This window comes from Planctomyces sp. SH-PL14 (assembly GCF_001610835.1).
GTDB lineage: Bacteria > Planctomycetota > Planctomycetia > Planctomycetales > Planctomycetaceae > Planctomyces_A.
Window position 1 is genome coordinate 6,069,975 of the sequence record NZ_CP011270.1, and the last position, 11,845, is coordinate 6,081,819.

Here is an 11,845-nt window from a genome sequence, read left to right on the forward strand (position 1 = left end):
CGGAGGCGCTTCCATGAGGAACCGTGGTAAGCAACGGACGTTCCCTTTGTGGGAGCGGCGTTGAGGACTCCCCGCTCGCTCTGGAATCTCCGCGGGTTGGTGAGGGGGCATCCGGCACTGTGTCCGCGTTTGGACACGATCTCCTTCAGACATCTCTCGACGAGAGGGCCTCCGGCGGGCAAAGAGGCGTTGCCCCTCTGCACTCCCCACCAGGGGTTCCCCCTGGACCCCGGTATGGATGTCAGCGCATTGCTGCCGCATAAACTTCGCGAATCCGTCGCGTCATCGACTCATGACGGAATTGATCCGTGAATCTCGCCCGCCCCGCCTCACCCATCCGCTTCCGCATCTCCGGATCGCGAACCAGCGTCACCAACGCCTCCACCAACGGATCAACCGAATCCCTTGGCAACAGAAAACCGGTCTCCCCCGGAATCACCACCTCCCGCGCCCCACCCACGTCATAAGTCACCACCGGCTTCCCGGCGATCAACCCCTGCGGCAACACCCGCGCCAACCCCTCCCACTGGCTCGTGTGAACCACAATGTCCATCGCCCCCACCAGCTCAGGAATCCGCGTCGGCGGAACCAGGCCTGAAAACGCGAAGTGCCGGCTCAGCCCCATCGCGGCAATCTCGTCTTCATACTTCCCCCGCAAGAGCCCATCCCCGACAAACAGGAACCGCACCTCCGGACACGCATCGACAACCCGCCGCGCGGCGGCGAGAACGAACTCGTGCCCCTTGAGGTGAAACAGCCGCGCGATCTTGCCGATCACGATCTCCCCCGGCCCGATCCCCAGCTCCCCCCGAACCTCGTCCCGCCCGCGCGGCGGATGCAGGAACGGCTCGACATCGAACCCGCTGTAGACCGTCGTGAACTTGTCCCGGGGGGCGACCCCCTCCCGTACGTACTCGTCGGTCATCGCATCCGCCACGGAGATAAACCGCGCCGTCCGCCGCGCCGCCCACCGCTCCGCCGCCACGTAGGCCCGGTATGCCGCCCATCGCTGCCCGTAGTGGAACGCCGCTCCATGAACCGTGTGGACGCACGGAATCCCCGCCGCCTCCGCCGCCGCCCGGCCCACGATCCCCGCCTTCGAGCTGTGGGTGTGGACGACATCGGGCCGGATCTCCCGCAGGAGGGCGGTGAGCCGCCGGTACGCCCGCCAGTCGGTCCACGGCCGGATGCTGCGGACGAGCTCGGGAACGATCCGCAGGTCGTACCCCCCGCCGCGGGCCCGTTCTTCGAGGGATCCCTCCGGACCGAGCCCCGGCCCGGTGATGAGTGTCACCTCGTCGCCGAACAGGCGGTGCTGGTCCTCGACGTTGTGGAGCGTGTTCTCCTGCGCACCGCCGATGATGAGCCTGGTAATGATGTGGGCGACGCGCATGAACACTCGCAAAACTGGACGTCGGAAACCGCTCCCGGGGACCGGCGGCAGTGTCCCGCGGGGGCCCCTCAAGAGGGACCTGATTTCCCTGACCGTCAGAGTTTCCGGAAATGCGTCCGGTGATACCACAAACCGGCGGAACCTTCACGGGGGTTAAAGGTTAAAGAGCTAGCATGGTGGGCCCGCGCCGCTGCGGCCGGGGATCCGTCCACCTCTTCAACCGTCCCGCTTCGGGGAGAACGTCCGTGAAACTCCATCGTCTTGTCCTGTGTGCCGCGTTGTTGTTTGCATCCCCGGTCCTGGCCCAGCCCGGCGGCGGTGGAGGAGGAGGCCGTGGCGGCTTCCGTGGAATGGGTGGGGGCGGCGGTGGAGTCGCCGGTCTCGTGGGTATGGAAGCGGTTCAGAAGGAGCTCTCGATCACCGATGAGCAGAAGGCCGCTCTCGGGAAGATCCAGGAAGAGATGCGGGCTTCGTTCCAGGGGTTCGACTTCCAGGCTCTCCGCGACCTGAGCGAAGAAGAGCGGAACAAGAAGATGGAAGAGTTCCGCAAGAAGGGGCAGGAGTCCGCCAAGAAGGTCGAAGGGCAGGTCAAGGAGCTCCTCAATGAAGAGCAGTGGGCTCGCCTGGGCGAACTGCGGATCCAGCGGGAAGGTGTTTCCGCTCTGTCCCGCGAAGAGGTCGCCAAGGACCTGGCTCTGACCGATGAGCAGAAGGAAAAGATCGCCAAGCTGAGCGAATCGCTCCGTCCGCAGTTCGGCCGCGGCGGCCCGGGCGGCGGTGGGGGCGGGGGTGAGCGGCCCAACTTCGAAGAGATGCGGGCTCAGCGCGAGAAGACCGAAGGCGAAGTCATGGCGGTCCTGACGGACGACCAGAAGGCCAAGCTCGAGAAGATGAAGGGCGAGAAGTTCGAATTCCCGCGTCCGATGTTCGGCGGCGGCCAGGGTGGCGGACAGGGCGGCCGCGGCCGTCGTCCGGCTGGCGACAGCAACTGAGTCGGCTCTCCCCGTCGGGGAGACTCGGAAGATCAACCGCTCGCGGGTTCGGGACTTTCTCCCGGACCCGCGAGTTTTGTTTTGCGCGGACCTGGAGAGCGCTGCTGGCGACTTCCGCGCTGTTCAGACCGTCATGAGCCAGACGTCTTTGCCCGACTTCATGATCCGCCGCATCCAGGGTTCGGCGTCGCGGAAGCCGACGTTGGCGCCGAACGCCGGAGTCTTGAGGAGCAGTTCGAAGAGGGCCGTCGCCTCGGCGCTGGTGAGGTAGCTGTAGAGGATCCCTTCGGGATCGAGCGACTTGCCGAAGAGTGGGCGTCCGCGGACGAGGTGATCGAGCGTTGTCCGGAACTCGGGCGGGTATCGGAGCCGGCCGGCCCGCAGGCTGAGGATGAAGGTTTCCCAGAAGACGCTGCCGGAGACGTCGTGGATCTGTTCGAACTCGGAGAGGCAGCCGACGACGTATTGCAGCAGTTCGTCTTCGACTTCCGGGTGGACCGCTTCGCGCCCCTCCATGATGATCTGGCGGGCGAGCACGCTTCCCGCGTCCAGATCCGGGCCGGGGTCGAACCGGCGGGTGAACATCTCCAGGCAGCGGTCGACGGACGCCTCGTCGCGGCATCCGATGAGGGACGTCAGGCTGGGGAGATGAAATCCGGAAATACGCTGTCGAATCGCCATGACACCACGAATCTGACGGCCCGGCAGTCGGTTGGGGAGCCGGGATTCTCCACGGCGATGCGAGGGTTCGCAACTGACCGGCTGCGGGATTGTGGTGGCAGGACGGCGAAGGAGATGCGTCGTTAAGAGATCACGAAGCCAGGATTTGTGATCGGAAAAGCATCGGGCGAAACAGAACCGCCCGCTCGACCCGCATCCTCGCCGGCACAGCGATGCTCGCTCAAACCCAACGTGCGACGGCAGCTGGGGTCAAGGGGGTCTCACCCCCTTGCCGCCGGAGGCACTTCCATGAGGAACCGTGGCACACAACGGACGTCCCCCTTGAAAGTTGGGCTATTTGGGGCCGTCCCTTGGCCGGGTCTCTTCGCCTTGGACGCTGGTGTGCGTGGAGATGTCGGCCCGAAGGGCTATCCGTTCCTCCAGCCAGGGCCAGCGGCCCTGGTGACACCGACGAACAACAACAACGACGGCCCAACGGGCCAACCGTTCGCCTTGAGAGGACGACAACCGACGATCAGCACGTCGGAACCGAATGGCCGGCCCTTCAGGCCTGTTTCCCTGTTCGATGCCCAATCCAGGGCCGGTGGCCCTGGCTGGGGGAATCGCTGGCCCGTTGGGCCGAACAGCCGAGTGCGGCCCGGTGAGCAACGACGAGGTGAGGGGGGCATCCGGCACGGTGTCCGCGCTTGGATACTCACTCCTTCAGACATCTCTCGACGGCCAGGCCTCCGGCGGGCAAGGGGGCGTCGCCCCCTTGCATCCCCTGACCAGGGTGCCCCTGGACCCGGTATGGCGAAGCACGGTCGGGCGGCCAAGCGATCTCAGCCTGCTTCAGCCGACTCACCCGTCGCGTACTGATTGAGCTTGTTGTACAGCGTCTTGAGAGCGATCCCCAGCTCCTTGGCAGCCGACGGCTTGTCGCCATCGTACTTCTCCATGGTCTGGACAATCACCTCTTCCTCAATCTCACGCAGCGTCAGCGGCCGCGGGAACTGCGTCACCAGGAACGGCTTCCCACTCGCATTCGACGTCTTACCGCCCACGCTCGACGGCAGATGCTCAGGAAGAATCGGCTCGCCATCGGAGAGAATCACCGCGTGCTCAATGGCGTTCGCCATCTCGCGAACGTTCCCCGACCACTCATGAGCCTTAAGCAGCGCCACCGCCTCCGGCGTGATGATGTCCGGCGAAACTTCCCGCCGCTTCAGGTGCCGGGCAATCAGGAACCGGGCCAGCTGCGGAATATCGTCCTTCCGCTCCCGCAGGGGAGGGAGGCGGATCTCAAAGGTGTTGACGCGGAAGAAGAGGTCCTCGCGGAACGTCCCCTCTTCGACCATCTCCTGCAGGTTGCGGTTCGTCGCGCACACGATCCGGACGTCGACGAAGATCGGGTCGTTCTCGCCGACCCGCCGGACTTCGCCCGACTCCAGAACGCGGAGCAGCTTCACCTGCATCGACTTGTCGAGCTCGCCGAGTTCGTCCAGGAACAGGGTCCCGCCGTTGGCGACTTCCAGGAGTCCCTTGCGGGGAGCGTCGGCCCCCGTGAAGGCACCCTTCTTGTGTCCGAACAGCTCGCTCTCGACGAGGTTCTCCGGGAGAGCCCCGCAGTTGACCGCCACGAAGGGCATCTGGGCCCGCAGGCTGGCGTCGTGGATGCGCCGGGCGACGAGTTCCTTCCCGGTCCCGGTTTCGCCGAGGACGAGGACGCTGGAGTCGGTCGGGCCGATCTTCTCGATCAGCTTCTTGACGCGGAGCATCGACGGGGATTCGCCGATGATGTCGACGGTCCCGCGGACGGCGACGAGCTGCGTCTCAAGGGCGATCGCCTTGTTCTTGAGAGTCTTCTTCTCGGCGATCCGGTTGAGGGCGGTCGCGAGGTCCGGGAGGGTGTAGGGCTTTTTGACGAAGTCGTACGCCCCTTGGCGGAGCGCCTTGATGGCGTCGTCGAGGTGGCCGTGCCCGGTGGCGATGATGAAGTCGGTGTCGGGCGCGGACTTCTTGAGCTGTTCGATGACGCCCCAACCGTCGAGGTTGGGCATCTTGAGGTCGATGATCGCGGCGTCGAAGGAGTGTTCTTCCAGGGCCTTGACCGCCTTGGCTCCGTCCTCGCAGACCACGACATCGTGGCCGAGCTTGGGGAGTTCCCGCTGGGCGATCAGACGGAGACCGAGTTCGTCTTCGGCGAAGAGGACCCGCAATCCGCTGGCTGGCTTCTGATTCACGCCGTCACTCCTTGACACCATTCGACATCCCTGTCGGACGACTGAAACTGGTCGCAGACGCTCCCGTCGCGGGAACCCTCAGGGTTCCGCTCCAGTCCTCGGTCGGACCGGGGTGATAACACAAAAGTTCGGAACGGGGCAATCGGCGTTTTCTGCGAGTTTTCGCGTTCCGGCGGGCATTGTGGGCGTTTTTTTTGTGGAATGGATTGAGCCACGGATGAACACAGATGGACACAGATAACGACCGATCGGTGGTTCCGTCCGCCGCCTCCTATCAGTGTTGATCCGTGTTCATCTGTGGCTCAAATTCAACTCCGCAGGTGAACCCAGGTTTACGCGCACGGGCGGCGACAGATCGGCCGCCTTTGAGCAGTCCGCGCGAGAAGCCTCTTCCCGTTTCGGGCGGGCCTCGGCGGGGTGCGGTCACCGCGGCCGGCGCTGATCCTGATCAGAGAGGGCCTGTACGTCTTCAGGAGCGAAGGTGACGTTGGCGTAGATCTCGCGGGTCGGAATCCGGATGTCGAGCACGGAGACTTCCAGGAAGCCCTCCAACCCTTCCACGCGGGTGAACGTCCACTGGTTGTCCTCCCCGAGGACGAAACGCTCGACCGAAGGGACATCCTGGGAGATCAGGATGTATTCCTTCAGCGACGGGATCGTTCCGTAGTGCCGGAACTTGGCACCGCGGTCGTAGGCTTCGGTCGACGGCGACAGGACCTCTACGACGACCATGGGATTGAGGAGGATGTCTTCGGCCTTCCCCTCGAAGCGGGGCTCGCCGCACAGTGCCGACAGATCCGGGTAGGTGTAGAGTCCGGAGGGAGCTTTGACCCGCATGTCGCTGTTGAGCGTCAGGCACGGACGACCTTTGAGAGCGAGGCTGAACTCGCGTCCGAGGTTGACCGAGATCGTGCTGTGAAAACGCGACCCTCCGGACATGGCGAACATCTCGCCGTCGTAGAACTCGCTCTTCTGGTCGGCCGCGCGCTCGATCTCCAGATATTGCTCGACGGTCAGACGTTTGTACGCGGCGGAGTTCATGGGCCCCCCAATGTCCAAAAATTGTGGCCACAGTTTACCCCGAGTCGGATGCGTCCGGTAGAACGGCCCCTCGGCGTCCGCTGCCCGCAGGCATCGCCGGATCGCGTCCTTGCCGGCGCAGCTCTGTTAGCTCAAGCCCAACGTACTACGGCCGCTGGGGTCAAGGGGGTCTCACCCCCTTGCCGCCGGAGGCGCTTCTATGAGGAACCGCGGTACACAACGGATGTCCCCTTTGTGGAACCGGCGTTGAGGACTCGCCCACATCACACAGCTTGCATTGCAATCCCCGGGGGTTGGTGAGGGGGCATACGGCACGGTGTCCGCGCTTGGACACTCACTCCTTCAGAGATCTGTCGACGGCCAGGCCTCCGGCGGGCAAAGGGGCGTTGCCCCTCTGCACTCCCCACCAGGGTACCCCCTGGATCCGGTTGGAGTGCGCCGTTGGCGCTGGATCAACGCATCACTTGTCGCGAATGCGTCTCCCGTGGAGAATTTCATGGTCCGATCCGCTGCCTTCGCCGCGGACACACTGACAATGAGATCTGAACGATGGCGAGAGTGTCTCTCTGGTTCCTGCCTCTGGCCGTCGCGGTTCTGGTCGCTCTCTCCTCGCCGCCCCTTCACGCCGAGAACTGGCCCTGCTGGCGCGGACCCCGCGGCGACGGCACCAGCCTCGAAACAAACCTCCCCGTCACCTGGAGCGCCGGCAAGACGACCCAGAACATCCGCTGGTCCGTCCCCGTCCCGGCCGAAGGACACGCCTCCCCCGTCGTCTGGGAAGACCGCATCTTCTGCGTCGGCGCCCGCCCCGCCGACCAAGCCCGCATGCTCCTCGCCTACGACCGCCGCACCGGCGACCTCCTGTGGGAGAAGGCGGTCCTTCAGTCCCCTCTCGAAAAGATCCACAAGCTCAACAGCCACGCCTCAAGCACCCCGGCGACCGACGGCGAGCGGGTCTATGTCAGCTTCCTCAACGAGAAGCGGATGCACGTCGCCGCCTACGACTTCGCCGGCAACGAGCTCTGGACCGCCGAGCCCGGCGGCTTCTCGAGTGTCCACGGCTACTGCAGCTCGCCGGTCGTCTTTGAGGACTCGCTCATCGTCAACGGCGATCACGACGGCGACGCCTACATCGTGGCCCTCAACCGCGCGACCGGCGAGACGAAGTGGAAGACCCCCCGCGAGAACAAGACCCGCAGCTACTGCACGCCGATCATCCGCGATGTCGCCGGGCGGACGCAGATGATGCTCAGCGGCAGCAAGAGTGTTGCCAGTTACGACCCGCGGTCCGGAGTGCAGCAGTGGGTCGTCGACGGCCCGACCGAGCAGTTCGTCGCCTCGCCGGTCTACGGCCACGGCCTCTTGATCATCACGGGCGGCTTTCCGGACAAGCACATCGTCGCCTTCGACCCGACCGGGACCGGCAATGTGACCGGTGCGCGGGAGACGTGGCACCATGAACGGAGCGGCGTCTCCTACGTCCCGTCGCCGATCCTTGTCGGCGACTACTTCCTTATCGCGTCGGACAACGGGTTCGGGACGTGCTTTGAGGCGAAGACCGGAAAGATTGCGTGGCAGGAGCGGATGGGGCGGCATTACTCCGCTTCGCTCGTGGCGGCGAACGGTCTCGTGTACTTCCTTGATGATGATGGGATCACGAAGGTGGTGCGGCCGGGGGCGAAGTATGAGCTCGTTTCGACGAATGAGCTGAACGCGGAGTGTTACGCCTCACCGGCCTTCTCGGGTGGTGATCTGTTCGTCCGGACGAAGGACGCCCTCGTCTGTATTCAGGGGATGGAATAGTGGCGCGTTGGTGGAATGGTCGTCCCCCAAACCGGGGTCCAGGGGGTAACCCCTGGTGGGGGATGCAAGGGGGCTGTGAGGGAGGCGGAAGGGGTTCAGGCTGAAGGCGGAAGGTAGAGCAGCGCAACTCAGGGTCATTTGGCTCTCATCGGGTCCAGGGGCACCCTGGTCGGGGAGTGCAGAGGGGAGAATCCCCTTTGCCCGCCGGAGGCTTGGCCGTCGAGAGATGTCTGAAGGAGATCGTATCCAAACGCGGGCGCCGTGCCGGATGCCCCCTCACTAACCCGCAGAAATTCCAAAGCGAGCGGTGAGTCCTCAACGCCGGTTCCACAAAGCGGATGTCCGTTGTTTGCCCCGGCAAGGGGGCGGTCCGTGCCAGCGGGACGAGACATTTCGCCTCAGAGGGGAATGCAGGATCGGCGCTTCGTGCGGAAACCGACGGCGTTGGAACGGGGTAAAGCGGACGCCGCCGCTCGTGCGGCGATGTTTCGGCCATCAGCGGAGTCACAGATGTCGGACGTTCGTCTTCCTCGCCGGGCCTGGCTCTATCGTGTCGCTCTGATTGCGATGGCGGTCGGACTTTCGGATGTCCTGGTTGCCGCCGAGCCGGTTGCTCAGCGGGCCGCCGCGCGGGACTCCTTTACGGAGTGGAAGGACGCGAATCCCGACGCTCAGACGATGCTCGACACGATCGTCTGGAAGCCCGTGGCGTTTGAGGTCACCTGGACCGAGTGCGAGGGGCGGGAGTACGAGCGGCTGGTTCGTTTTCCGTCGCCGTGGGAGAGCGGGAGTGCGATCAATGACTCGGTCGCGCTGGCGTGGTATCGGCCGGAGGAGGCGAAGCGGGACGGCGGCGCTATGAAACGGCCTGCCGTGGTCGTCATTCATGAGTCCGGCTCGGCGATGCCGGTGGGGAAGGCGGTCGCGGAGGGGTTTCGATCGCGGGGGCTCAATGCCTTTCTGATTCATCTCCCGCGGTACGGTGAGCGGCGCGAGCCGGGGATCCGTCGCGATCCGGCCGAGATGCTCAAGATGATGCGGCAGGGGGTCAGTGACGTTCGCCGCGCCTATGACGCGGTTCGGGTTCTGCCCGAGGTCGATCCGGAGCAGGTGTCGCTGCAGGGGACGAGTCTGGGGGGCTTCGTGGCGGCGACGGCTGGGTCCCTTGATGGCTGCTACCGGCAGGTGCATATCACGCTGGCGGGAGGGGACCTCTACAGCATGATTCAGAATGGCGAGAAGGATGTCGCCAAGGTTCGTGAGGAGCTGGCTCGGGGGGGCTTTACCGGGGAGGCGCTTCGGGACCTGTTGCGGCATGCGGAGCCGTTGCGGGTGGCGCATCGGCTGGACCCGCAGCGGACCTGGATGTACTCGGCCCGGCAGGATGAGGTGGTGCCGATTGCGAACTGCCGGAAGCTGGCGGCGGCGATTGGTCTTGATAAGTCGCACCAGGCGGAGCTGTACGCCGGGCACTACACGGGCATTCTGTACCTGCCTGCGATTCTCGACATCATGGCGGAGCGGGTGAAGGCTACGGTTTCTGACTCACCCGTGAAGCGGTAGCGATCAATCAACGGTCCTAGCCGGCGCAGCTCTGGCAGCTCAAACCCAACGTGCTACGGCAGCCGGGGTCAAGGGGGCCTCGCCCCCTTGCCGCCGGAGGCGCTTCCATGAGGAACCGTGGTACACAACGGATGTCCCCTTTGTGGTACCCGCTATGAGGACTCCCTCAATCGACACCGCTGGCTTTGCAATCCTCGCGGGTTGGTGAGGGGGGCATCCGACACGATGTCCACGTTTGGACACGCATTCCTTCAGACAGTGTCCGACGGCCAGGCCTCCGGCGGGCAAAGGGGCGTTGCCCCTCTGCACTCCCCACCAGGGTGCCCCTGGACCCGGTGACCCGTCATGGTGCGCTACTTCTTCGGCTTCGCCACTTCCTCCACCAGCGGCCAGTCGTCCGTCCGGAACGGCGATGCCGGCAGGCCATTCGTCCCAAACAGATTCGCCTCGGGATTCTCGCCCCACGCATAACGGACCGCCGTCGGGCTCGGGACCGCTCCGCTCTGCACCACAATGTGGTCCCCTTCCATCTTCGCCTCCGCCCGATGCCACTGCTTATCGGCCCCGGCGATCGCAAACCCCTTCACAAGACCGTTCGGAACCTGCATTCCGTCCGCCGCGTAGCGGAACCGGATCGTCACCTTTCCGCCCTCAATCTGATGGCTCTCATACAGCGGACCGCACGCCTGCGGACCCTTGCGGTGGTAGATCGTTCCAAGAGCCCACATCGCCAGCCGCATCCCCACATCCTGCTTGTTCGTCGGGTGGATGTCCTTGGGGTCGCCGACATCGAGCGTCACCGCCATCCCGGTGTTGGGAAGCGCGAGCGTCTTCCGCATCTCGTCGCGGACAATCACCCAGCCGGTCGTCTGGACCGGCGTGTCGACCTGAATCCGGTAGTTCGGCAGCTGCACCCACGCAAACGGCAGGTCCGCCACGCCCCAGCGGCTCCGCCAGTCTTCGATCAGAGTCCGGAGCTGCAGACCATAGTTCTCCGGCTGCACGCTCGCCGCGTTGTTCTCCCCCTGGTACCACAGGATGCCGCGGATCGTGTACGGAACGAGCGGCGCGATCTTGGCGTTGAACAGGACCGCCGGATGATGCGAGTCGAGCGTCGGATGGACCGGCTTCTTTGGCGCCCGCGGAGTCTCCTTGCCGGTCGCCTTGGCCGCCACCGCCCGCTCCTTCCACTTCGCGAGGGCCGCCTCGTACTCCTTCTGCGCCGCGTCCGGATCGTAGGTCTTCGCCTTCTCGTCCCAGCTCGAGAACAACGGGGTCAGTTCCGGCTTGTCCTTCTGCGCGTCCCAACTCGTCCAGGCCTCAACCGGCGTCCCTCCGACCGACGAGTTGATGAGGCCGACGGGAGTCTTGAGGACACGATGGATCTCCTTGCCGAAGAAGTACGCCGTCCCGGAGAACGTTCCCACGGTCACCGGAGAGCAGATGACCCACGCCCCTTTCCCAACGGACTGCGGCTCCGTGGCGGGACCGGACTCCTCGCGGAACGTGCGGATCAGGGGAAGATTGGCCGTGGCGGTCTCCGCCTTGAAGTCTTTGCAGCGGCTGACCGCCATGGCCATGTTGGACTGGCCCGACCCAAGCCAGACTTCCCCGTACAGGACGTCCTGAACCGTGAGGGTGTTCTTCCCCTTCGCGGTCATGACGTGCGGTCCTCCCGCCTTGTGGGCCGAGAGCTTCACCTGCCACTTCTTGTCGTCCCCCGCCGTCGCTTTGGCCTCCTGGCCATCGAGGGCCACGGTGACTTCTTCGCCCGGCTCCGCCCAGCCCCAGACCGCCACCTCCTGGTCCGCCTGGAGGACCATATGGTTCGAGAAGATGGCCGGAAGGGTGACGTCGGCCTGCAGGGACGAGCCGGACATTCCCGGCAGGGCGGCGACCGCCGCGGCGCCAAGGATAAGCGTGAAAATCGGTCGCGACATGCGTCTCTCCGGTAGGGGGCCAGGCACGCGCCCCGTTGTATCGCCGCCCGGGCGACAATTCGACCGACCGGTCGAGCGCGGACGCCCGGAGCCCGCCGGCCGGGACGGATGTTCGCCCCGCCGATGTGAACCGGTTTTTAACGGCGGACTTTGTCAGGAGTGTGGGATTTTGGTTAACTCCGTGTTTCGATCTCCGATGTTCTCTCTCCC

Annotated in this window: 8 protein-coding genes; 3 read left to right on the plus strand and 5 right to left on the minus strand. The window is 64.9% G+C overall.

The window, feature by feature from the left end; all coding sequences use genetic code 11:
- Nucleotides 1-241: 241 nt before the first annotated feature.
- Nucleotides 242-1,393 (minus strand): glycosyltransferase family 4 protein, encoded by a 1,152-nt coding sequence (locus VT03_RS23250; RefSeq protein WP_075095214.1) that lies wholly within the window; start codon nt 1,391-1,393, stop codon nt 242-244.
- Nucleotides 1,394-1,638: 245 nt separating this feature from the next.
- Between VT03_RS23250 and VT03_RS23255 the strand changes: the two genes are divergently transcribed.
- Complete coding sequence (locus tag VT03_RS23255) at nt 1,639-2,385, plus strand: Spy/CpxP family protein refolding chaperone (RefSeq protein ID WP_156514708.1); 747 nt, start codon at nt 1,639-1,641, stop codon at nt 2,383-2,385.
- A gap of 123 nt (nt 2,386-2,508) precedes the next feature.
- Here VT03_RS23255 and VT03_RS23260 read toward each other — a convergent pair whose 3' ends face one another.
- The 3 genes from VT03_RS23260 to VT03_RS23270 form a co-directional block, all read right to left on the minus strand.
- Nucleotides 2,509-3,066: a hypothetical protein gene (locus tag VT03_RS23260; RefSeq protein ID WP_075095216.1), complete on the minus strand. Its 558-nt coding sequence runs from the start codon at nt 3,064-3,066 to the stop codon at nt 2,509-2,511.
- Between the two features lie 821 nt (nt 3,067-3,887).
- The gene (locus VT03_RS23265) at nt 3,888-5,288 is read right to left on the minus strand and encodes a sigma-54-dependent transcriptional regulator (protein ID WP_231870497.1); all 1,401 of its coding nucleotides are present in this window, start codon (nt 5,286-5,288) and stop codon (nt 3,888-3,890) included.
- 423 nt (nt 5,289-5,711) lie between these two features.
- On the minus strand, nt 5,712-6,329 hold the full coding sequence (locus VT03_RS23270) for a Uma2 family endonuclease (RefSeq protein ID WP_075095218.1): 618 nt from the start codon (nt 6,327-6,329) through the stop codon (nt 5,712-5,714).
- A gap of 549 nt (nt 6,330-6,878) precedes the next feature.
- On the opposite strand from VT03_RS23270, the gene VT03_RS23275 reads away from it, so the two are divergent.
- A complete protein-coding gene (locus tag VT03_RS23275; protein WP_075095219.1) occupies nt 6,879-8,132 on the plus strand; it encodes a PQQ-binding-like beta-propeller repeat protein in 1,254 nt (417 codons plus the stop codon).
- Between the two features lie 510 nt (nt 8,133-8,642).
- Nucleotides 8,643-9,695 (plus strand): alpha/beta hydrolase family protein, encoded by a 1,053-nt coding sequence (locus VT03_RS23280; protein WP_075095220.1) that lies wholly within the window; start codon nt 8,643-8,645, stop codon nt 9,693-9,695.
- 353 nt (nt 9,696-10,048) lie between these two features.
- Here the strand turns inward: VT03_RS23280 and VT03_RS23285 are convergent, their stop codons facing one another.
- On the minus strand, nt 10,049-11,635 hold the full coding sequence (locus VT03_RS23285) for a sialate O-acetylesterase (RefSeq protein ID WP_075095221.1): 1,587 nt from the start codon (nt 11,633-11,635) through the stop codon (nt 10,049-10,051).
- Between the last annotated feature and the right edge of the window lie 210 nt (nt 11,636-11,845).

Bases quoted from the DNA above. Each gene is read 5' to 3' on its own strand.
- VT03_RS23275 (WP_075095219.1), top strand. From the start codon at position 6,879: ATGGCGAGAGTGTCTCTCTGGTTCCTGCCTCTGGCCGTCGCGGTTCTG.
- VT03_RS23285 (WP_075095221.1), bottom strand. From the start codon at position 11,635: ATGTCGCGACCGATTTTCACGCTTATCCTTGGCGCCGCGGCGGTCGCC.
- VT03_RS23280 (WP_075095220.1), top strand. From the start codon at position 8,643: ATGTCGGACGTTCGTCTTCCTCGCCGGGCCTGGCTCTATCGTGTCGCT.
- VT03_RS23270 (WP_075095218.1), bottom strand. From the start codon at position 6,329: ATGAACTCCGCCGCGTACAAACGTCTGACCGTCGAGCAATATCTGGAG.
- VT03_RS23250 (WP_075095214.1), bottom strand. From the start codon at position 1,393: ATGCGCGTCGCCCACATCATTACCAGGCTCATCATCGGCGGTGCGCAG.
- VT03_RS23260 (WP_075095216.1), bottom strand. From the start codon at position 3,066: ATGGCGATTCGACAGCGTATTTCCGGATTTCATCTCCCCAGCCTGACG.